Raw genomic sequence first — 22966 nt, 5'->3', positions numbered from 1 at the left:
TACCTATTAAGGTGTTGCAATAGAGAGTAACAAACCTCTTCTGATAGCACAGAAGAGGTTTGGTTTATGATAAGAATACATCAGTTAGGCATAAAGCCTGAAAAAATTATCTTATGGTCTCTATTGTTAATAAGAGACTTATAGCCAGCCTTTTTCTTGGTAGTAACGCTTGGCACCTTCATGCAGTGGTGCGGTAATACCGGCACTGATCATATCTTCTGCTTTTAAATCAGCAAAAGCGGGGTGTAAGCGCTTGAAACGGTCTAGGTTATCAAACACGGACTTAACCAATTCATACACGACATCAGCATCGGCTTCGGCTGTGGTGGCCAGTATGGCTTTACCACCAATAGAGGGAATAGGCTCGTCTACGCCTGGGTATAAACCGGCAGGAATATCCGCTTGAGTAAAGTAGCTGGCGGTATCCAATAGTTTATCAACTCCTTCCCCCGTTACTGGCAGTAACTTAGCATCCGCCGTGGTTAATGCTTCTTGAATAGCACCACTTGGGTGGCCAACAACATAGGTAATGGCGTCTAGGTTGTTATCCCCTAATGCGGCGGCCATTTCGGCAGGCTTAAGCTCTGCGGCTAATGAGAAGGTATCTTTATCCCAGCCATTAGACTGCATTAGCTCATCAAAGGTATCGCGGCTACCAGAGCCTGGTACACCAATGTTAACGCGCTTGCCTTCTAAGTCACTTAGATTATTGATATTACTATCGTTACGTACCACTACTGTTAAAATTTCACTTTGCAGTGAGAACACAGCGCGTAGGTTATCAACTGGCTTCTTGTCAAAAGGAGCTTGGCCTTCAATCGCTTTGTACTGGTGATCAGACTGAATAAAGCCAAAGTCATAATCGCTATTTTGCAACGCAACAATGTTGCTCACACTGCCCGCCGATGAAGGCGCATTACACTTAATATCGTGCTCATCTGCACCACGGTTAAGAAAGCGGCATACTGATTGCCCTGCGGTATAATACACGCCGGTTTGTCCGCCTGTGCCTATGGTGACATATTGAGGTGCAGCATAGACTTGCGTGCTAAGCAAAAGGGCAGTCATGGTACCTGTAGCTATCTTCATCATATTGTGACTCTCCGTTCTCGTTGTCTTAAACGATGTTCCCAATGACATCTGCATTTCCTGTACGATCAATACATTAGTCTATGTATTGTCGTGTAAGTTAGCTACGTTAATGTAATCTTTATCTATTTGCTAATAAAATGTTGTTAAGCGAGAAGATACGCATAAAAATAATCAGAAAATATTGATTTTTTAATGATAAGGGGCAGATAAATGCCCCAGCTTGGCTTTAAAGCGCTACCTTTGTAACCCTGTTAAGGCGATAGCGGTGGGCTCATTATCAATCAGCTGTGCTAAGCAATCGGCACTGCCACAGGCAAGGGTAAAGCCTAAGCTGCCGTGACCTAAGTTTAGCCACAGGTTGTTGACGCCACTACGACCGAGCAAAGGAGTGCCTTGTGGGGTAGCAGGGCGCAATCCGGCCCAAGCGGTAGCCTCTTGATAATCGCCGGCATGGGGGAAGCTCAGCTTGGCTTGCTGGCGCAGTGAGGCAATTCGCCCTGCATCTAGCGCTGTGGTGGTCTGGCCAATGTCCACCATGGCCGCCACCCGTAATTGATCTTTTAACCGTGCATAAACAATTTTGCGGTCATAATCGGTGACATTGGTGTGGGGCACTGTGCTGTTATCGGTGACGGGCAAAGTTAAGCTGTAGCCCTTAAGGGGATATAAAGGCACCTTTATTCCTACAGAATTGAGTATCTCTTTACTGCCCATACCAGCCGCAACTACAAGGTGCTCAACGTCAACCTGATGCGTCTGTGAGTCTTGTGTATGAGTGACCTTAAGCCCACGAACTTTTCCTTGCTCTAGCATTAGCTTATCCACTGTGTGTGAGCTATGGAGGGTGAAATTAGGGTGAGCATTCAGTTGTTGTAATAACTGCTGACAAAATAAGTAGCAATCACCCACTTCGTCTCCCGGAGAGAAAATCCCCCCTTGTAACTGTGGCGCTAAGTGAGCCAGCGAGGGTTCGGCAGCCACACATTCTTGTGCACTCAGCACTTGCTGAGGGGATGAGGCCGTTATCTTACTGGCGGCGTGTTTAAAAGCTTGCTGTTGGCGATAGATCACCATTTTGCCATTAGCACGCCAGCCAAAATCATTTAGCCCACCTTGGGCTTGCCAGTGGTGTAGTACCGATTGACTGTGTAGTGCAAGGCGCAATAAATGAGCGGTATTGGCTTGATTGACAGCAGTACGACAGGCTTGTAAAAACTGCCAACACCAGTGCCATTGTTCTAGGCTCATGCGTGGGCGAAAACGCAAGGGGGAGTCTTTTTTCATCATCCAGCCAAGTGCTTGCCACGGTACCCCAGCGTCTGCCAGCGGGGTAACATAGCGATAACTGAGCTGCCCGCCATTGGCAAAGCTGGTGGCCATGCCGACGTCGTCGTTTTGTTCATATACATCGACCTGATGGCCTTTATTAATTAAGGCATAGGCAGTGGTTAGGCCAATCACTCCCCCGCCAATAATGGCTACGCGCATGCCGGTTTCCTCTTTAATCAATTAGATTTTTGGTGAATGCTTAATCCCTAATCCCTAATCCCTAATCCCTAATCCCTAATCCCTAATCCCTAATCCCTAATCCTTAATCCCTAATCCCTAATCCCTAATCCCTAATCCCTAATCCCTAATTTATTTATCACGCTGCGTTAACCACAACAGCAATTCTTGTTCTGGCATAGGGCGAGCGCGTAAGAATCCCTGATAAGAGGGGCACTTGAGCTCGTTAAGGGTGGCCAGTTGTTGTTCTGTTTCAATGCCTTCGGCGACCACGTCCATATTGAGTGTGCGCGCTAAATCGAGCAAGCAGGCAATAATGGCTTTGTCTTGTGGTCGTTTATCGATATATTGCACAAAGGAGCGATCAAGCTTGAGCTCATCTGCAGGTAGTTCGCGCAAATACGCAAAAGAGGAATAGCCGGTGCCAAAGTCATCAATCGAGATCTTGACGCCTAAAGCTTTAATCTGTGCCATGCGGCTGCGACTATCGGTCAGGTTTTCAAGAAATACTCCCTCTGTGACCTCGAGCATTAAACGGTGACGGCAGCTTGGGTACTGGTGCAACAGTTGTGATAATTGAGTAAGAAACTGCGGGCTGTGAAACTGTCGTGCACTAATATTGACCGATAAGCAATCAACCGCGACCGATGCTTCTTGCCAACGCTGAAAATGAGCACATGCGGTGTGCAACACCCAAGCGCCAATATCACAAATTAATGAGGTTTCCTCCGCTATCGGGATAAATATGCCCGGCGAAATAGGGCTTTTCCCTTCGGGTTGCCAGCGCAGTAGGGCTTCCACTCCCACAGTTTGGTTATCACTGACCCTTTGTTGAGGCTGAAAATGCAGGGAGAACTCTTGATTGGTGAGCGCTTGTTGTAAGTCATTAGAAATGCGCAGTCTGTCTTGTATTTCATCCGCCATTTCTTGACTAAAAAATACATGACTACCCGGTGCCACTTGTTTGGCAATATGGTTAGCGGTATCGGCTTGGCGTAGGTATTCATCATGCTCAAGTTGAGCATTAGGAAATAAGCTAATGCCGATGCTGGCACTTAAATGCAGGCGTAATTTATCGTGCTCAAAGGGCAATGAAAATTGCTCTAACAAGCCATGGGCGATTTGTTCGGCGCGGGTTTTAGCATGGGTATAGCCATGGCCTAACTCTGATACTATGAGCACAAACTCGTCACTGGCAATGCGCGCTAAGCTTGCCCCCTCAATATGGGCAATAAAAAGACGTAACCGCTCGGCCACCTGAATGAGCAATTGATCGCCAATGGCATAACCAAGCGAGTCATTAATATTTTTAAAATCATCCAAATCCAGTAATAGCAGGGCACCTCGGGTGGCGTCACTTTCAGCTTGCGCCACCGTTAGGTTGATATGATCCACCATATACCGACGGTTATGTAATCCGGTTAATTCATCAAAATAGGCCATGGTTTCAATGCGCAAATGCGCCGCTTTATGCGCTGACAGATCTTCTAGGGCACAAATATGATGGATCACACCTAACTTATCTTTGACTTGCGAAATGCGTAAGTTTACTGGCAAAGACTCACCGTTATAACGTAATAAGGTTTGCTCTCCTTGCCAACGTTGGTGCTGCGCCAAGCTATGGGTAATGGCTTCTCTGCTGGCATGCTCGGGATTATCTATGCGTAAACTGAGGGCAGAGCGACCGAGCAGGGTATCAGAAAAGTAGCCACTCATTTGCATAAAGGCGTGATTAGCCTGCTGAATGCGCATTTGATGATCAGTGATAAATAAACTTTCTTGGGTTTCAAAGGCGACGGCGGCCACTTTTAACGCTTCTTGATCTTGGCGGCGTAATAACTCGGCACTCATTCTGTGCTCGAGTTGTTCAAGTAACAGCTGTATTTGACTGGCATCTTGTAAAGGTTGCTTAAACAGCAAGGCAAGAATACCAATCGGCTCTTTATTTTGATCGGTAATGGTTAAGCCAATATAGCCTTGCATGCCATGTTCTGTCAGCATCCGATCACAAGGAAATGACTCAGCAACGCTATGATGATAAATCAGAATGCTTTGTGCTTGGTGCAAACAGCGATAACAAGGAGTACCACTTAGGTGATAGCTAAAGGGGGGTTGTAACTCGCCCTCCATTGCACAAGCAACTACGTGTACCTCTTGCTGCTGGCGCGAAAGCAAGCCCACTAAGACGCCTTCTGCCTGACACAAGGTAGCCAGCTGCATGCATAGCTGATTAAAAAAGTCTTGGCCGGTGTGGCGCAGTAATAAAGGGGTGAACTGCGCAATATCTATCGCTAGGCTGTGTTGTGGATTATCTGGTTTAGTTTGTGTAATCAGCTCGGCTAAGCGTTCTGCAATGGCGGCCACAAATTGCATATCTGAGGGGGTAACGGGCGTTCGTGCTTGAACATACTCTAGGCTTATCACGCCCTCTAGTTGTTGCTCAATCAATAAGGGAATATCTAGGCGGTGCACAATGCCGTCTGTGGCCAGATAAGTAAAAGCACTCAGCAGTGGTTGATGAGCACAATGGCTATAACTTAAGCCGCCTCTTTGTTGCAGGGTGCGTAAATAGCGCCGCTGTGCTTTTACGGGCTCAAGATCAAAGGTCAGGCCTTGGCTATATAGCGGACGTAATATTTCCTCGGCGCCATAATGGCGCCACAATACGACCCGATTGGCCTTTTGCTCTGTCATTAGCAGATCCATCAAGGCAGGTAAGCAGGCGGCTAATGAAGGAGAGCTTGCTTGCGCCCATGCTTGTTGTAGCTGCCACTCGCTGATCCCCAATGTATCTTGTACTTGATGCTGCGCGATATCAGCGCTCACCAGCCAGTGATTATTTTCAACAGGCGCAAGGTGGCATTGCCAGCGACGCCCTTGAATAGAGAGTGCAATACTTGCGGGAGCCTGCTCGGCACAAAGTTGCGCTAGTTGCTGCCGATCTGTCTCATTTAATTGACTTAATAACGACAGTTGTGCATCTGGCAGTAAAATGTTGTCAGCGGGAAGCGTGGTTAACAGCGTAAGATGAAACTGGGAATCTAGCCTAAAAAAGCATAAATGATGTTGCGGACGGTGTAATGCAGGTAACTGCATATTAATGCTATTCCTTTATTGAGCAAACGCTTAAGTCTCTATAGTGAATGCTTAGCGCTAAATTGTAAATAATGGCCATACAATTGTGAGCTGTCAGTCGCATTTAAAATAAGAGCTTGCTAATGTAGTGCTGGCTTGTATCATTAGGTAATACTAATATAAGAGAGCATAATCATGACCATTATTAATTTTACTCCGTGGACGGCCTTAATCGGGGGCGCATGCATTGGCGCTGGGGCCTTATTATTAATGCTAGTCGCCGGCAAAACAGCCGGTATTAGCGGCATTGTATCGGGCATTGCCACTCAAGCCGATAAAAGCTGGCGCCTCGCCTTTGTTGTGGGGCTCGTCTTGGTGCCCGCTGTGCTGTTTGCCACAGATCAGGTGGCGGTACCGGAGTTGGCATCACAGTCTGTGGTTAAGTTAGTGCTAGCCGGCTTATTGGTGGGCATAGGCACACGTTTAGGGAATGGCTGTACCAGCGGGCATGGTATTTGTGGCATTGGGCGTTTTTCTTGGCGCTCTTTGGTGGCCACTGGGATCTTTATGGCAGCCGGCATTGCCACTGTGAGTGCATTAGGATGGGGGGCATAAAATGTTGGGTATTATTTCATTATTATCGGGGGCGTTATTTGGCTTAGGCATTGCGGTGTCGGGCATGATTAACCCAGTAAAAGTACAAGGTTTTTTGAATGTTTTTGGTGAGTGGGATCCCAGCTTAGCGCTAGTGATGGGGGCGGCATTATTGGTATTTACGCCCGGTTATTGGTTATGGCGTCGAGCAGGGCGCACGCAATCTGTGTTGGGGAGTGCTCTGCCTAAGGTGCCGGCGCCTGTGATTGATAAACGCTTAGTGTTCGGAGCGCTTATTTTTGGCATCGGCTGGGGGTTAGTGGGGATCTGCCCCGGCCCGGCATTAGGGTTGTTAGGTAGTTTACAGTGGCAAGCGGGTGCCTTTGTGCTGGCCATGCTTGGCGGTTTTTGGTTGGTAGGAAAAATACAACGCTAAGCTAATAAAGCGCTAACCCTATTTTTGCCACGGAACACACGGAAAAGTGCATCAAAAACGTTATTCGTCAGTGCTTTTCTGTGTATTCCGTGGCGAGTAGGTCTGTAATCTTACTTTTAGCTGAGTGCTAGGCGCTTGGTGTTTGTGCTTCAGTTAAATAATCGATGACGACTTGGTGATGATCTTTGGTTTTAAACTTGTCGAACACATGGGCGACTGTGCCTGTTTCATCAATTAAAAAGCTGATGCGGTGAATACCATCGTATTCTTTCCCCATAAACTTCTTCAATCCCCATACGCCAAATGCGTCGGCAATGGCGTGATCTTCATCAGATAGCAGTGTGAAGTTAAGTTCGTCTTTTTCTTCAAACTTCTTTAAGCGGGCAACGGGGTCTGGGCTAATGCCTAACACCACCACATTGTGGGCGGCCAACTCAGCTTGGCTGTCACGCAAACTACAGGCTTGTACTTTACAGCCTGGCGTCATGGCCTTGGGGTAAAAATATACCAAGACTTTTTTGCCACTAAAATCATGCAAACTAACGGAGTTACCGTTTTGGTCAAGCAGCGTAAAAGCCGGGGCAGGGCTACCAGCAGGTAAATATGTCATTGTGAGTCTGTCCAAATAAAAAGTGGAAGAAGACTGTGATGTTAGCACAAATTGTATTGGCCTCCAGTGGCTCTCTTGTATTCAGTATCCGCCCCCACTACCATAAGCCGTCGTTTTTCAGTAGTCGCCACCTTGTGTGTGAGCGGCTTTTTCGTAGATAATGTAAAACACTCGGTTGCGGATGGAACTTATATTTATGATGGACCTCCAACACACCATTCAATCTTCTGAGCTACTCAGACGTATATATATCTAAAGGCCGCGTTTACCTGTGTTTGTAATTATCAAGATAGACAAGGTAGGGGAAGCATTTATTAAAGCGGAGTTAAAGGCGTGGATAAATCGTTGAACACACAAAAAATGATCATGGGTGTGCTGGCATTAAGTGTGCTTGCAGGCTGTAGTAACCCTGAAACCCGTGCCCAAGCCAATCGTGGTTTTGAGTATCAGGATGCGACATTAAGAACAACGCCCTTGTTGATCCCGGCAGGTCTTGAAGCACCGCGTTTTAATAATGAATTTGTGATCCCTCCCGCTACCAGTACAAACGCTAACGCTGTGGTTGGAAAAGAGGTAGATGTACGCCCACCAACTCAGGTGTTGCCCTTGATCCGCGGTACTGAAGTGTTAGATAACGGCAGTGGCTTATGGTTTTACCAGCAACGCTTAGAGCAGCCATTAGAGCAGGAGCTAAACCAAGCGTTATCAGACTTCTTTAGTGAGCAAAAAGCGCAATATAGCCAAACCGAACAAGGTTGGCAGAGCGACGGCCAAGCGATTGGCAGCCCCGAGCAAGAGTTTAGCTGGAAGTTAGCCCCCAACAGCGTGCGTCGTGCTGTATCGGTAGAAGTGATGATGAATAATGACGATGCCACCCTAGCACAAAATGCTCAGCGGGCAGAAGCGGCGATGTTGAATGCTTTTTCCTTATCTTATCAGCGCACACTTACTCAACAGCAAAACTTACTAGACAGCAGCCCCATCAAGTTAACGCTAGACTCAGCCCAAGGACGTTTATTAGTGGCGCAAGGCTATGACAGAAGCTGGAAGCGTTTAATTACGGTATTACCTAAGCTTGGCTTTGATCTTACTAACCGTCAGCAAGCCTTGGGTTATGTGGATGTAGAGTTTGATGGCTTAAGCAATAGTCAGTGGCGTGATTTGGCGATAACCAAACTGGATATTCCTGAGCAAAAGTACCGTATTCAGTTAGGTGATTTAGGGGAGCAAAGTAGTATCACCTTAAGTGATAAAGATAAAACGCCAGTCTCTGCTGAGCTATTAAGCAAGGTCGCCACCACTTTTGCTGAAGCTTTTCAACGCCCCGACTTATTGCGCTAAGCTACAACAGTTTATAAGTTTAGACATGGTGATAAAAGCTCCGTTTATCGGAGCTTTTTTATGTGTGCTTTTCAACCACTGATAACAAAACCCTAGTTAGACCGTGGTGCTGATATAATGACATCATGAAACATATCGAGCAGGGGTTTATTTTAACCCGTCATAGTCGCGACCGGCAGGGTCGTTGTGAAATCGTCTACTGGCTGATAACCGAGCAAGGGCCGGTACGCTTGGTGCTAAATGGCGAGCGGCCTTTATTTATGGTGCCTCACGCTCAGTATCTTAAAGCACAAACATTACTGTCACAGGCCAATATAGCGGCGCAGTGGAGTATGCCAGGGCTACAAACCTTAGAGCACCAAAGCGTAGGGGTTTGGTACTTTACCAGCATAGCCGCGCATAAAATGGCGGCAGATATTTTGCGCCGTGAGGGCATTTCAGTCTTTGAAGATGATATTCGCCTGCATGAGCGGTTTTTATTTAGCCGCTTTATTCGCGCAGGTGTGACCTTTATGGTGGAAGGGGTAGGCTCATCGAGTATGCAAAGCCCCCGCTTTCGTCAATTTACGCAAGCGCGATTAAAAGCTGCGGATTACAGCCCTAAATTTAAGGTGCTATCGCTTGATATTGAATGCTCGGGCCAAGGTGAGCTGTACTCCATCGGGCTTTATGGTGATGGGCTGGCGCGAGTATTAATGATAGGTAAACCAGAGCCTGCAGATATCGATATTCAGTGGCAGGCCAATGAGTCGGCATTATTAAAAGCATTAATAGATGTTTTTAACGACTATGATCCCGATATTATTATTGGCTGGAATGTGGTGGGTTTTGACTTTCGCTTATTGTTAAAGCGAGCAGCCTTATATGGCATTAAACTGCGCTTAGGTCGAGCAGGAGAAACGGCTTATCTACGGGAGTCAGCCTATACCGGACAGGCATTTATCACCTTGCCCGGCAGAGTCGTCATAGACGGTATTGCCGCCCTTAAAACCGCTTGTTATCAGTTTGATAGCTTTAGCTTAGAGTCAGTAGCTCAGCAGTTATTAGGTCGGGGTAAGCAAACCGAAGATGTAGCCAACCGACTAGCGGCCATTACCCGCGATTTTTATCAAAACAAGCCCAAGCTTGCCACCTATAACTTAGCAGACTGCCGTTTGGTGTGGGATATTTTTACGCACACCCGTTTGCTGGACTTTTTACGACTACGCAGCCAACTAACGGGGCTAGAGTTAGAGCGCATTGGTGGCTCGGTGGCCGCCTTTACTCAAGTGTATTTACCCCACTTACATCGCGCAGGTTTTGTGGCCCCTAACTTGCCCGCAAACGGTGGCTTAGCAAGCCCAGGTGGTTATGTGATGGACTCACGCCCAGGTTTATATCGCCATGTTTTGGTATTAGATTTTAAAAGTTTGTATCCCGCCATTATTCGCACTTTTAACATAGATCCACTGGGGCTAGCGGTGGGGTTAAAAGAAGAAGATGCGATTGCGGGATTTCGCGGCGCACGCTTTTCTCGCCACCAGCACTTTTTACCCGCTATTATTGCCCATTTATGGCAGGCGCGAGATCAAGCCAAACACGAGCAAGACGCGCCTCGCTCTCAAGCCATTAAAATATTAATGAATTCTTTTTATGGCGTATTAGGCTCTGGTGGCTGTCGTTTTTATGATACGCGACTGGCCTCATCCATTACGCTGCGCGGTCACGATATCATGCAGCAAACGGCGCGCTGGATAGCAGATCAACACCATGAGGTGATTTACGGTGATACTGACTCTGTATTTGTATTGCTCAGTGGCGAGCATAATGAACACAGTGCCAGTACAGAAGGGCGGCGACTCGCGCAATTAGTCACGCAGCAATGGAAGTTTCATTTAAGGCAAACGCTGCAATTAGACAGTCAGCTAGAGCTGCAATTTGAGTGTTATTATGCCCGCTTTTTAATGCCCACCATTCGTGGTCAAGAACAAGGCTCTAAAAAACGTTATGCCGGTTTAAGCTTAACCAAAGGAGAGCAGCAATTAGTCTTTAAGGGGTTAGAAACCGTGCGCTCCGACTGGACGCCTCTGGCCAAGCAGTTTCAAACGCAGTTATATCGTTTAGTGTTTGATGATCTCGACCCCAGCGCCTTGATACGCGATACCTTAGCACAAACCTTAGCAGGCGAGCGCGATGCCGACTTAGTCTATCGCAAACGCTTACGCCGACCTTTAGCGCAATACACTAAATCGCAGCCGCCTCAGGTGCGAGCCGCTCGGCTAGCCGATGAGCATAATGCACGGCTTGGCTTAGCGTTGCGCTATCAGCAACAAGGTACGGTGGATTATGTGATCACCGTTAATGGCCCAGAGCCGGTGGAGTATATGCAATCGATTATTGACTATCAGCATTATGTGGATCGTCAAATTAAGCCGGTAGCCGATGCCATATTACCCTTTATCGGCCTCAGCTTTGACGCCATTTGTGGCCAACAACTGGGACTATTCTAAACCCTATAAGAAGAAATTAGGCTCTGCCATGATGTTCGTTTAAATCTGTATATATATACGGATCAGACAAACTCTCTGATTTATTAGCTGAATAAAGAATTAATAGTTACTATATGTTTAACGTGCCTCTATATCGTACTTTATGCGAGCTTAGTTCTCTGTATAAAAGAGTGGGTGGCACGCAACTTACCTTTTTTATCAAAAAGAAATGATTACAAGCTTTGTATACTGATATTTGAAGAGCAGAAATAGACTACTCTTATCTAGATCTAGAGCTACAATTAGACGCACTACATGATTAGAGTTAGCGCTACCATCGTTTTTGATGAGATTGCGTATACCGCTAACCAGTGTCATGCATAGAATGGTGAACCTATTGAGTCACGCTGTAAAAAATACCATTATGCTGCTACACAACATAATAGTAATTACTGATTGTACTTATGGCTCATAATGTGTAAAAACAAGACTAACGCATATAATGCGTAGTGCTAACAATAAGGATATTGGGAAATCAAGATGGATAAAAACGTAGAATTAGTAGAAAGATTAGTGACTAAGAGCTTGATGGATACATTAATTCGGTTTGCCTTTATAGGTACACTGGTGTGGCTATGTTTTCAAATCTTTAATCCATTCGCCAGCTTGATAATTTGGGCTCTGGTATTAGCGGTAACTTTATATCCGCTTCATCAAGCCATTGCAGCTCGTTTAGGTGGAAATCAGGGCCGAGCTTCAACAATAATAGTGGTGGTAGGTTTATTGTTACTGGGCGTACCTATCTTTTTTCTTTCGTTATCTTTTGTCGATCATATCACCAATATCTATGCTTCTTGGCAGGCAGGCTCTCTTATGTTGCCGTCACCTAATCCAGCGGTTGCAAACTGGCCCATTGTTGGTGAGCGGATCCATTCATTATGGGCTGATGCTGCTAATAATATGGACGCTTTTTTGGCGACTTATAAAGAGTCTATTGAACACTTCGCACGCAGTACGTTGGCTTATTTAGGTAAAACGGTAGTTGCAGTATTATTTTTTCTTGCGGCCTATGTTATTGCTGGCGTTATGATGGCTTATGGTGCCGATGGTCATGCAAGCATATCGCGAATTGTAGGCCGCATCGCAGGGCCAGAAGCAGGGCCAGAATTACATTCATTGAGTATACGTACAACCCGTTCGGTGGCCGTCGGTGTATTAGGTGTTGCTCTTATTCAAGCGGTAATACTTGGAGTCGGCTTTTTGTTTGCAGGCCTTCCTGCTGCAGGTGTACTGGCGTTGCTGGTTTTATTTTTAGGGATTTTACAGCTACCAACGTTATTGGTTTCTCTCCCTGCTATTGGTTACTTATGGTGGGTTGGAGATGCGTCAACAGTCAGCAATGTTATTTGGACCCTCTATCTATTAGCAGGTGGGCTTGCTGATAATGTTCTTAAGCCTATTTTGTTGGGGCGTGGCGCTGTTAATACGCCGATGCTGGTCATACTATTAGGTGCCATGGGCGGTATGATTTTTGCCGGTATTATAGGGCTATTTTTAGGTGCAGTATTGCTTGCAGTCGGCTACCAAGTCTTTATTAAGTGGGTAAATGAATATGCCGAGCCCAATGTCACCACCGTGAATGAAAATGTAACGGATTCTAACGTTTGAAAACAGTGACCTATCGGATAATGCTATTGTTTGCAGTCACCATGGTGACTGCATGCACTACTTTGGGGCCTGACTATAGTGAACCTAAGGTTGACTGGTTAGCGGACTGGGAGTCTAGTTTATATGGGCAAATACATCCCCCCGTTTCTGGCATGTCTGAACGTAATCAAGAGCTAGAGTTTTGGTGGTTATCCTTTGCCGATCCGGTATTAAATGAGTTGCTAAAAACCGCTCGCGCTGAAAATTCCAGTTTGCGCATCGCCGGCTTACGTATTTTGGAAAGTCGTGCAGTGCTCGGCATCGCTCAAGGTAATCGTTATCCGCAAGCACAACGAGCAACAGGCGCAGTGATGCACTCTGACAGCTGGAGTACTGGCAGCAATGCCAGTCACTCTAATCTAACAAGCTACGATGTAGGCGTTAATCTTGGTTGGGAGTTAGACTTTTGGGGGCGCTTTCAACGTGGTATTGAATCTGCTGATGCAGCATTTTTTTCATCCATCAGCAATGAAAAAAATGCCCAAGTCTTGTTAAATGCTTTAGTCGCGCAAACTTACTTTTCTTATCGAACTACCGCGCGGCAGATATATATAGCCAAACAGAATGCTGCCTTACAAAAACGCAGCCTTGAAATTACTGAAAAACTGTATACCAGTGGTCAATCTGGCGAGCTTGATGTGCAACAAGCCAAAAACCAGTATCTGGTCACCTTATCCACCATTCCTAAACTGGAAATAGGCCAACAACAATTAAGTAATGCTTTGGGCGTGTTATTAGGTCGGCCACCGGGCAATATGCCGGAGCTGTCAGCATTACCCAACACCTTACCTGCACTCAGTAAAACCATGATCCAAGACCTACCAGCACGGTTATTGATGCGCCGACCGGATGTTCGCACCTCTGCTTGGCAAGTAGCAGCACAGTCTGCGCAAATAGGGCTTGCTGAAGCACAGCTGTATCCCTCTATATCACTGCTTGGCAATATAGGCTGGTCGGGAAGCTCATTGGGAGGCAACACAAATACTTTAAGCACTGCGGTTGGCCCCAGCTTTACTTGGAATCTTTTTAATTATGGACGTATCAAAAATAACATCCGTGTACAGGATGTGCGACTACAGCAAGCAATTGAGAGTTACCAAAATACGGTATTACAAGCAGCCCGTGAGATTGATGATGCTGCCATTGTGGTCGTTAAAACATTAGAGCAAGACGCTATTTTGCAGCAATCATTGGCGGCAGCTGAGCGTTCTCTAACCTTGTCTACTTCGCGCTATCAAGAAGGCTACTCTGATTTTCAGCGGGTTTTAGATGCGCAGCGATCGTTGGCGACTCAGTCCAATAAGTTAGTGGTAAACCAAGGTGAACATATTAATGCAGTGATTGCGCTGTACAAAGCGCTGGGTGGAGGTTGGCAGCCAACGTCGGTTGAGCAAATCGTACCAAAGAAACTGCGCCAGCAGATGGAGCAACGGACTGACTGGGGTGATCAGCTAGAGCAACCATTACCCACGTTGCAAGAATAGATAAGAGGCTGAAAGTCATGAGTCATACCGAAAAAAAACATAACCATTCTGCTCCAACAGAGCAGGCTAATCACTCGGCACTAAAAGTGGTCAAAAAAAGCGGCCTACTGCTCATAGGGCTAATTGTGCTCAGTTTAGCCTTGTATATATTGGCAGATCGCTACACTCCTTATACTGACCAAGCTCGAGTTCAAGGTTATGTTATAGGGGTCGCTCCCCAAGTATCTGGGGTGGTGCTTGAAGTTTGGGTAGAGAACAACCAAACCGTAGAAAAAGGCGATCGATTGTTTCGTATCGACCCTAGCCAATACGAAATAGCACTTGCTAAGGCCCGTTCTGATCTCGATAACACCTTGCGCCAAGTACAAGCTGGAGATGCCGCCGTTATTTCCGCTCGAGCCAACCTGCGTGCCGCTCAAGCCAACTTATTAAAATCTGAACAAGACACCCATAGACTAGAACGTTTACGAGCCAATGATCCTGGCACAATCTCAATGCGGCGATTAGAAATTTCTCGCGCAACATTAGATCAAGCTAAGGCTGGAGTGGCGGCTGCAAAAGCCGATATTCAACGTGCAATTGAACAAAAAGGCGGCGATAACGGAGCGCAGAATACTTTAGTACAAATTGCTGAAAAAGCAGTAGAAAAGGCAGAACTCGATCTAGAACGCACCACAGTAACAGCCTCATCACGGGGGGTGATAACCGATTTGCATACCGATATTGGCTTGTTCGCTGGAGCAGGAACGCCCATGATGACGCTGGTGGCAGTGCGAGATGTATGGGTGCGGGCAGAATATACAGAGAACAATTTAAGTTTGATGCGTGCAGGCACGCCGGTAGAGCTGGCTTTCGACATATTGCCTGGACAGATATTTCAGGGCAAAGTGAGTAGTATTGGTTTAGGGGTTAGCGCAGGAAAAGCGTCCAGCCCAGGCACGTTACCCACTATTGATAATAGTCGTGATTGGTTACGTCAATCGCAACGTTTTCCTGTTAATGTGACTTTTGATGTAACTCAAGATCCTGAGCTACAGAAAAGTTTACGCATTGGCGGCCAAGCCGCCGTTATCGCCTACAATGAACAAGGTGGCTTGTTAGCTTGGTTAGGTAAAGCATATATTCGCTTTAAGAGCCTAATATCCTATGCGTATTAGGGCTGTTCACAGCAATATTATGCCATTAAAAGCGCGGCGAGTTTTTCGACTGGCTCTGACCATTGCTCTGTCTTTAATGCTGGCTTATGCACTAGGGGTAGATATGCCATTTTTGGCACCCTTATTTGTGTTTATACTGGGTGCAGCCCCCAAGCCGCCGATAGCGCTAAAAGGGTTGTTAGGCCTATTATTAGTGTTCAGCCTTATACTGAGTATTGGGCTGCTGCTCTTGCCATTTTTAATGCATTACCCCATAACGGGATTACTGTTAGTATTTGTTGGCCTTTTTGTTAGCAACTTTATTAGTATTAACTTGGGTAAGGCTGCTGCTGCAACACTATTGACGGTTGGTATTACTATGATTAGTGCAGCGGGAACGGTGAGCTTTGAAGCTGCAAGAGCCGTTATTGATGCTCTTCTTGTTGGTGTGGCCGTGGGAGTCGTGTGCCAGTGGTTAGTGTATCCGCTGTTTCCTGAGGATGAGCAACAAGCTTCGGGTATGCCAGAAAAAAAGGCGGACGTCGTGCAATCCAATTGGCTTGCTCTACGTGCAACGCTTATTGTCTTTCCCTGTTATTTGGTGCTGTTAATTAACCCCGCAGCTTTTATGCCCATAATAATGAAAGCTGTTATGTTAGGTCAGCAAACTTCTATTATGAATGCGCGCCATGCCGGTAGAGAGTTGTTAGGGTCTACATTAATGGCGGGATTATTTGCGCTATTAATTTGGTTTGGCTTGAGTATTGCTCCTAATCTATGGATGTATTTTTTGTGGATGCTTTTGGCTGCTTTATTTATTAGCGGCAAATTTTATACCGTTATCTTAAGCCAGTACTCGCCATCGTTTTGGCAAAATGTACTGATCACCATGCTGATACTGTTGGGGCCTGCGGTTGAAGATAGCGCCAACGGAAAAGACGTTTATCAAGCATTTGCCGTGCGTATGGGGTTATTCATTGTTATTACACTCTATGCTTGGCTGGCTTTGTGGGGGCTGGAGTGGTTGCGGTGTCGTACTAGCTCCAGTAGCGCAGAGTCGATTGCACTGAGAGCACCTTAATGCTCTAAGTTTGATAATGGGGTTATACGCTAGGTTTTTGTAGTAAAGCGCTGATAAGTGAATTTACCCAAGCGACATAATAAAAGAACATAAAATTGCTTGCCCAAAGATAACCTCTGTCACTTTAACCTTAACTGCTCAGCTTATACCAACCTAGAAAGCTCACTAAGCGATTTTTATTTGTATAACAGCTGAGTAAAAAGTCGCTCCATTTATCCGTTCCTAGACTGCAACATCGCCTGCCTAGAAACTGACTCTGTTGTCTCTCGTGTCCAATTTTAAGCTAGGCCACATTTTTATTTAGATGGGTATTATCCATCAAACAACATCAAGATGGCGCCAAGATCTGGCTGCCATTGATGCTTAGTCATAGCAACGCAGGCACCAGTAATGGCATTCCCTTTAAAGGTTACCCCTTCACTGATTAAGCGCTGTCGTTGTTCGTTTAAGGCGGGGCTGCCTTTAGGTAAGCTTAATCGACCATTAGCCGCCACAACTCTGTGCCAAGGCAGCTGTTCGGTATTATGCACGCGCAACGTGCGCCCCACTAATCGGGCGCGCCCCGGTAGGCCTGCTAAATCAGCCAGTTGACCATAACTGACCACGCAGCCGTAAGGCACCAAGGAAACGAGGTGCAAAATTTTGTGTGAGTGATCAGTTCGCAAGCGCTTCATAAATGACTAATATTTAAGAAAAAGTCCGAGTTAAGTCGTTTAGCCCCTGAGATTGCTCCAGTAGTTGTTTACTTGAGCTTTCTACCTGCTCAATTTTAGTTAAGTTAGCAGAGGAGGTTTCAGAAATATGATGCACATTATGACTAATTTCCTCGGCCACTAATTGCTGCTGTTCGGCAGCAGACGATATTTGTACCGTAATCCCTGCAATATGATCAATTTCACTCACAACCTGCTGTAAGCTATCGCTGCCTGCTTGAGTTGCCTGTACGCAGTCTTGGCTGTGCTCCATATTGGTATCCATCATGGTGCGCCATTGTGCCAAAGTTTGCTGAATATTATTAATACTGCCTTGAATATGCTCAGTTGCCCCGTGGGTGCGAGTCGATAATGCGCGAACTTCCTCGGCTACCACAGCAAAACCGCGACCATGCTCACCTGCCCGAGCCGCTTCAATAGCGGCGTTTAATGCCAGTAGGTTGGTTTGATCGGCAATTCCTTGGATCTCCCCCATAAGCGTGCCAATACGATCAGACTCTTCAGTAAGAGCCAGTGTAGCGGCAGCAGCTTGTTGAGCATCCTCCGCAAGACTGACAATTTTAATACGGGTTTGCTCAAGTTGTTGTTGGCTAATATGACATTGCTGCTGTGCTTGTTCGGCATTAGTAGCGGCTTGCTGAGTATTGCGCGTTATCTCATTGGCGGTGGCCGACATTTCATTAATGGCTGCGGCAATTTGATGGGTTTCACTGTCTTGTTGGCTTAGCTCGACCCGTGCCCCTGTCATGGCTTGCCCCATAGATTTAGACAGCTCTTTAAGCGAGTCGGTGGCGTCATCCACACGACCTAAAATAGTGCGGGTACGGGCTTGCCACATTTTAAGGTGATAGTCGGCAATAGCATGTGTGGCGTCCCCCGAGTAAACCAGTCGCGAAATACTGTCATATTCTTGACCAAGGCCGCGCAAGTAGCGCCGAGTGCCTAATAAAGGCTTTTGATAACACAGGGCTAACCAAACTAAAGGCAACAAGCTCCACAGTAGTTGGCTGGCGCCACCAGTGAAAAAGGCTGCAACCAATAACGCAAATAGCCCAGCTAGGGGGAGGGCGGTAATCATTGGCTTGAGCCAAGTGTTTGGGTGGCGCTTTTGTTGTTCTTGTTTTAGCAGTTGTTGATAAGCTTTGCTGGCAATATCGCGTGTTTTATCATCTAACTTAGTGCGTACCGACTGGTAGCCAATTATTTTACTGTCTTGATAAATAGGCGTGACATAGGCATCAACCCAGTAGTAACGGCCATCTTTACAGCGGTTTTTAACGGCACCACGCCAAGGGCGACCGGCTTTGGCGTGTGTCCAAAGATCTTTAAATGCCGCTTTGGGCATATCGGGATGGCGAATGATATTATGACTTTTTCCATCTAATTCCCCGGGCTCATAGCCTGCAACCCGACAAAAAATATCGTTAGTATAAGTAATAACGCCACGTAAATCTGTGGTTGAAACCAATTGTTCATGGCGCCCGTAGGTGACTTCCTCGTCAATAATATGCTGGTTTCTTCTATTCATTGATTGTGATGCCCGACATTAAAAGACAATTATTGTCGTAATTATATCTGTATTAACAACAAGAAACTTCTCAGCACCGCATTATTTTTTAAATATCTTAATCAGCCGCCAGTGCTACGCCTTCGCGTCTAGGGTCAGCCGCACCAGTAATGCCTTCATCGGTTAGCATAATGGCGTGTAGCCCAGAATTAAGCTCGGTAAATTTAACAGTAAATCCGAGTGCCGACATCGCGGATTGTAAGGCAATATTTCTCCCACTTGCTTCCATTTCTAATACCTTACCTCTGTGTATGATATGCGGTTGATGAAGAGCTTGTGCGGGCGTCATTCCCCAGTCAAGAATATTAATGATGCTATGTAATACATAGCCAATAATGCTACTGCCACCCGGTGAGCCTACAATTAATAATGGCTGATTGTCTTGCATAACAATAGTGGGCGCCATAGAGGAACGTGGGCGTTTGCCAGGCTCAAGCCGATTAGCCACAGGCTCACCTTCAATCACGGGGCTAAATGCAAAATCCGTTAGCTCATTATTGAGTAAAAAACCCTGTACCATGAGTCGTGAGCCAAAGCCGTTTTCTATGGTGCTGGTCATAGAGAGGGCATTACCCTTGTTATCAACAATGCTTAAGTGGGTGGTGGAGGGAAACTCTGGTGAACTATCAGAACCTTGACGGTTGAGATTAGCTAAAGGTTGACCAGGGCTCACACTGAGCAAGGCTTGATTCGATTGATTTAGTAAGGCTGCGCGCTTAGCAAGATAGGCGGGGGCTAATAATGCTTCAGTGGGAACCTGAACAAAGTCGTTGTCGGCCACATAGCGATTACGATCGGCAAAGGCGAGGCGAGAGGCATCCGCAATTAAACGCCAGCTTTGAGGCGAATTAGGGCCAAGCGCGGCCAAGTTAGAGTGAGCCAACATACCTAAAATTTGCCCTAATGCGAGCGTGCCCGAGCTGGGTGGCCCCATACCGCAAATCTGATATTGGCGATAGGGTGCGCACAAAGCTGGGCGCTCTTTTACTTGATACTCACTGAGATCTGATAAGCGTAAATATCCTGGATGCTCCGCCTGAGCGACCTTGTTCACTATCTTCTCTGCCAAGGCTCCTTGATAAAAAGCATCGGGCCCATGTTGGCTAATTTGGCGCAACACCTTGGCCAGTTGAGGGTTTGTTTTATGGCTGCCTGCGGCCAGAGGGTTACCTTGTGAGTCAAAAAAGTAATCTCTACTGTCGGGATCTTTTACTAAATGATGTTTATCTTTTGCAATAAGCCGAGCGAGGCGGGGTGAGACAGTAAAACCTTCCGTGGCGAGGCGAATAGCAGGGGTAAAAAGCACAGACCAGTCAAGCTCACCAAAGCGTTGGTGAGCGTGCCACATTAATCTAACTGTGCCGGGCGTTCCCACAGAGCGCCCACCTACCACGGCATCATAAAAGGCGAGCGGCGCTTGGTTATCATCTAAAAACAAGTCACTGGGTGCCGCCATAGGAGCGGTTTCTCGCCCATCTAAGGTGGTTAACATGGCGTTTTCTTGTTGCCAATACACCATAAAACCACCGCCACCTAAACCTGAGGATTGAGGCTCTACCAAGGTGAGAACGGCTTGTGCGGCTATCATGGCATCTACCGCGCTGCCGCCAAGTTGCAACATTTGTTGCGCGGCTTTGCTTGCATAAGGGTTGGCCGTGACCACCATAGCATGGTGTGCGTCCACCAGTGGTTTCTCATTCCAGCCAGTTGCGGCTTCAGGAGCAGGTAAACGAGAGTCTGCAAGCGTAGAAAAGCTGAATAGGGCCCAAGTTAATAGCAATAAATGAAAGCGCATGCCTTTGCTCCTAAATGAAAACGAATAATGAGTTTAGCCTCTTGTTGTTAAGGGCAACACTGTTATTTTTATCTATCATAAAACAATGAATACACTCGCTTAATGTAGTAAGTATGTATTAAAAAACAACAAGTTGATTAAAATAAAGCCACTTAGCAGTAATGTTTATTAAAGTACTTGTATTGCGCAACGCTATGTTTATAATGCGCAACCATTGAAAGGCGAGATAGCGCCGAGCTCAATAGTATTGAACAAGGTCGCCGCGACCTAAAAGCGGATATAATTTATTATGCGGGAATAGCTCAGCTGGTAGAGCACAACCTTGCCAAGGTTGGGGTCGCGAGTTCGAATCTCGTTTCCCGCTCCAAATTTAGTAATATATTGTTAGGCGCGTTAGCAAAGCGGCTATGCAGCGGATTGCAAATCCGTTTAGTCCGGTTCGACTCCGGAACGCGCCTCCAGTGTAAAAAGTTGTCTGCCCGGATGGTGAAATCGGTAGACACAAGGGATTTAAAATCCCTCGCTCGCAAGGGCGTGCCGGTTCAATTCCGGCTCCGGGCACCATAAGTAAAACAAAAAAGCCACTCTTATGAGTGGCTTTTTTGTATCTAAATTTCATTCCCCATTCCTTATCCTTTAGCCATGTTTAACCAGTCTTGATCGACTTGCACATACCAATTGCCGCATGCGTCTCTATAACTTTGTTTTTTCTCCCGGGTTTTACTATCGCGTCCGCCTGTTAGCCAGCCTAGTTTTTGTTGTGCTACAAACGCAGTCGAAGGGGACTCAACTCCCCAAGTACCTCTTTCTCCCTGTGCATCCAAAAAGCACTGGCAGCCATTGGGATAATATAAACGCCCTTTTAAAATCAAGCGTGTGTGTTGAGGGAGTAAGCCTTGCGCTAATAGTTTTAAATGCACCTTGGGTTGTTGACTCAGCATTAGCTGGTGATTGAGCATGTGCTCATGCTTGCGACGTAACTTGTCGCGCGTGTTAATGCCTAAGGCACTATCAAACGGCTGCTCTGGTCGGCTAATCAGATAAAACTTAGCGGCTAACTCCCAATGTTCTATGCGCTTTAGTCTTTGATCCCAAACAATAAAATCAAATGCGCCTAGCGTGGTACCATCAATTACTTGCTGCCAGTTATGCGCCAGCACTTGAAAACGAGCGTGATCGAGCAAAAAGAAGTGCCAAAGCGATTCAAAATAGAAACCAAGGTGGCGTTGTGACTGGCAGTGGTGATGTAATAATGTGGGATTATCGTCAAGTTCCAGCAAGCGATCTTGATATTCGCCGACAAGCCGTTCATACCATGTATTCTCTGGTGCTAAAGAAGACGCTCGCAACAGGTTTGGGCTCGCAATTGCCCATGCCAAATCGCGTACGATAGGATCGGTAAGTTGCGATAATAGCGCAGTAAGAGTTTGACTCATTCAAGTCACCTTTATCAATGACAGCATGCGATGTACAAAGATCGCCTTATGCCAAATACATATGGAGTTAGCATGAATAATTTAGAACTTGAGCAGCGATTGAATGCGCAGCTTAATGTGGCTGCCATTAAAGATTACTGCCCCAATGGCCTGCAAGTTGAAGGCAAGCCTGAGATTAACAAAATCATTACCGGTGTAACAGCCAGCCAAGCCCTGATTGACCAAGCGATTTTGGCAAATGCCGATGCTGTACTGGTGCACCATGGCTATTTCTGGAAAGGCGAAAACGAGCAAGTGCGCGGTATGAAACGCCAGCGTTTAAAGGCGCTATTGGCTCATGATATTAATCTATATGCCTATCATCTGCCGCTGGATATTGCTCCTGAACTTGGCAATAACGCGCAGTTAGCCGCCTTGCTTAATATTGTGAATACGGGACCATTAGAGCCAGGTAATGCTTTATCGGTAGCACGATATGGTGAGCTGAGTACGCCTGTGAGTGGTGAGCAGTTGAGTGAACGACTACAGTCAGTGCTTGGACGACCTATATTACATGTTGGCGATAATGCCCCCGTGCAGATCCGTCGAGTGGGTTTTTGTACCGGTGGTGGCCAAGGTTTTATTGATTTAGCTGCCGAACAAGGCATGGATGCCTTTATTACGGGGGAGGTTTCTGAAAAAACAGTCCATGTAGCACGAGAGTGTGGTGTCCACTTTTTTGCCGCCGGCCATCATGCAACCGAGCGCTATGGGGTAAAAGCATTGGGTGAGTGGTTAGCTACAGAGCATGACTTACAAGTGTGCTTTATTGATGTTGATAACCCAGCCTAGTGCATCTGAATATCAGCAATAAATAAAAAAGACCAAGGTATATCAATACCTTGGTTTCGCAGCAGCCACAGGGCTAAAATGGAAGTTGCAACAA

At 46.5% G+C, this 22966-nt stretch carries 17 protein-coding genes and 3 tRNA genes; 12 read left to right on the top strand and 8 right to left on the bottom strand.

What is annotated here, in order from left to right; all coding sequences use genetic code 11:
- Positions 1-138 precede the first annotated feature (138 nt).
- From J3U76_RS05310 to J3U76_RS05300, 3 genes are all read right to left on the bottom strand, one after another.
- Positions 139-1092: a TAXI family TRAP transporter solute-binding subunit gene (locus tag J3U76_RS05310; protein ID WP_208004835.1), complete on the bottom strand. Its 954-nt coding sequence runs from the start codon at positions 1090-1092 to the stop codon at positions 139-141.
- A 234-nt stretch (positions 1093-1326) separates the two neighbouring features.
- Positions 1327-2580 carry a D-amino acid dehydrogenase gene (locus J3U76_RS05305; protein WP_208004834.1) on the bottom strand — a complete coding sequence of 418 codons (1254 nt, stop codon included), beginning with the start codon at positions 2578-2580 and terminating at the stop codon, positions 1327-1329.
- Between the two features lie 150 nt (positions 2581-2730).
- On the bottom strand, positions 2731-5694 hold the full coding sequence (locus tag J3U76_RS05300) for a putative bifunctional diguanylate cyclase/phosphodiesterase (protein ID WP_208004832.1): 2964 nt from the start codon (positions 5692-5694) through the stop codon (positions 2731-2733).
- Positions 5695-5868: 174 nt separating this feature from the next.
- Between J3U76_RS05300 and J3U76_RS05295 the strand changes: the two genes are divergently transcribed.
- Both J3U76_RS05295 and J3U76_RS05290 read left to right on the top strand, forming a co-directional pair.
- Positions 5869-6288, top strand: a complete 420-nt coding sequence (locus J3U76_RS05295; RefSeq protein WP_208004829.1) for a YeeE/YedE family protein — start codon at positions 5869-5871, stop codon at positions 6286-6288.
- Position 6289: 1 nt separating this feature from the next.
- Positions 6290-6703 (top strand): DUF6691 family protein, encoded by a 414-nt coding sequence (locus J3U76_RS05290; RefSeq protein ID WP_208004826.1) that lies wholly within the window; start codon positions 6290-6292, stop codon positions 6701-6703.
- Positions 6704-6830: 127 nt separating this feature from the next.
- Here the strand turns inward: J3U76_RS05290 and bcp are convergent, their stop codons facing one another.
- Positions 6831-7313, bottom strand: a complete 483-nt coding sequence (bcp, locus tag J3U76_RS05285; RefSeq protein ID WP_208004824.1) for a thioredoxin-dependent thiol peroxidase — start codon at positions 7311-7313, stop codon at positions 6831-6833.
- Between the two features lie 333 nt (positions 7314-7646).
- Between bcp and bamC the strand changes: the two genes are divergently transcribed.
- The 6 genes from bamC to J3U76_RS05255 all read left to right on the top strand — a co-directional run bounded on the left by bamC (position 7647) and on the right by J3U76_RS05255 (position 16530).
- Positions 7647-8654, top strand: coding sequence for an outer membrane protein assembly factor BamC (bamC, locus tag J3U76_RS05280; protein ID WP_341534307.1), 1008 nt, complete (start codon positions 7647-7649; stop codon positions 8652-8654).
- Positions 8655-8779: 125 nt separating this feature from the next.
- The gene (locus tag J3U76_RS05275; RefSeq protein ID WP_208004822.1) at positions 8780-11143 is read left to right on the top strand and encodes a DNA polymerase II; all 2364 of its coding nucleotides are present in this window, start codon (positions 8780-8782) and stop codon (positions 11141-11143) included.
- Positions 11144-11662: 519 nt separating this feature from the next.
- Entirely contained in the window at positions 11663-12790 is a 1128-nt protein-coding gene (locus J3U76_RS05270; RefSeq protein ID WP_208004820.1) for an AI-2E family transporter, read from the top strand.
- Positions 12791-12795: 5 nt separating this feature from the next.
- Positions 12796-14313 carry an efflux transporter outer membrane subunit gene (locus tag J3U76_RS05265; protein WP_341534309.1) on the top strand — a complete coding sequence of 506 codons (1518 nt, stop codon included), beginning with the start codon at positions 12796-12798 and terminating at the stop codon, positions 14311-14313.
- A gap of 17 nt (positions 14314-14330) precedes the next feature.
- Entirely contained in the window at positions 14331-15470 is a 1140-nt protein-coding gene (locus J3U76_RS05260) for an HlyD family secretion protein (RefSeq protein WP_208004816.1), read from the top strand.
- The gene (locus J3U76_RS05255; protein ID WP_208004815.1) at positions 15460-16530 is read left to right on the top strand and encodes a DUF2955 domain-containing protein; all 1071 of its coding nucleotides are present in this window, start codon (positions 15460-15462) and stop codon (positions 16528-16530) included. The genes J3U76_RS05260 and J3U76_RS05255 overlap by 11 nt, the downstream gene beginning before the upstream one ends.
- A 311-nt stretch (positions 16531-16841) precedes the next feature.
- Here the strand turns inward: J3U76_RS05255 and J3U76_RS05250 are convergent, their stop codons facing one another.
- From J3U76_RS05250 to ggt, 3 genes are all read right to left on the bottom strand, one after another.
- On the bottom strand, positions 16842-17195 hold the full coding sequence (locus J3U76_RS05250) for an MGMT family protein (RefSeq protein WP_243454087.1): 354 nt from the start codon (positions 17193-17195) through the stop codon (positions 16842-16844).
- A 22-nt stretch (positions 17196-17217) separates the two neighbouring features.
- Positions 17218-18771, bottom strand: a complete 1554-nt coding sequence (locus J3U76_RS05245; protein ID WP_208004812.1) for a methyl-accepting chemotaxis protein — start codon at positions 18769-18771, stop codon at positions 17218-17220.
- A gap of 97 nt (positions 18772-18868) precedes the next feature.
- Entirely contained in the window at positions 18869-20605 is a 1737-nt protein-coding gene (gene ggt / locus J3U76_RS05240) for a gamma-glutamyltransferase (RefSeq protein ID WP_208004811.1), read from the bottom strand.
- Positions 20606-20896: 291 nt separating this feature from the next.
- Here ggt and J3U76_RS05235 point away from each other — a divergent pair.
- The 3 genes from J3U76_RS05235 to J3U76_RS05225 all read left to right on the top strand — a co-directional run bounded on the left by J3U76_RS05235 (position 20897) and on the right by J3U76_RS05225 (position 21169).
- A tRNA-Gly gene (locus tag J3U76_RS05235) sits at positions 20897-20972 on the top strand.
- A gap of 20 nt (positions 20973-20992) precedes the next feature.
- Positions 20993-21066 (top strand) — tRNA-Cys (locus tag J3U76_RS05230).
- A gap of 16 nt (positions 21067-21082) precedes the next feature.
- Positions 21083-21169 (top strand) — tRNA-Leu (locus tag J3U76_RS05225).
- A 65-nt stretch (positions 21170-21234) separates the two neighbouring features.
- Here J3U76_RS05225 and J3U76_RS05220 read toward each other — a convergent pair.
- Complete coding sequence (locus J3U76_RS05220; RefSeq protein ID WP_208004810.1) at positions 21235-22041, bottom strand: DUF1853 family protein; 807 nt, start codon at positions 22039-22041, stop codon at positions 21235-21237.
- Between the two features lie 72 nt (positions 22042-22113).
- Here J3U76_RS05220 and J3U76_RS05215 point away from each other — a divergent pair, with 72 nt between their 5' ends.
- Positions 22114-22872: a Nif3-like dinuclear metal center hexameric protein gene (locus J3U76_RS05215; RefSeq protein ID WP_208004808.1), complete on the top strand. Its 759-nt coding sequence runs from the start codon at positions 22114-22116 to the stop codon at positions 22870-22872.
- Positions 22873-22966: the final 94 nt, after the last annotated feature.

Origin of the sequence: Oceanisphaera pacifica, from assembly GCF_017498065.1 — a bacterium.
In the GTDB taxonomy this organism is placed as follows: Bacteria; Pseudomonadota; Gammaproteobacteria; order Enterobacterales; family Aeromonadaceae; genus Oceanimonas; species Oceanimonas pacifica.
The sequence above is the reverse complement of the archived record's forward strand: the minus strand, read 5'-3'. Positions and strand labels throughout refer to the sequence as shown.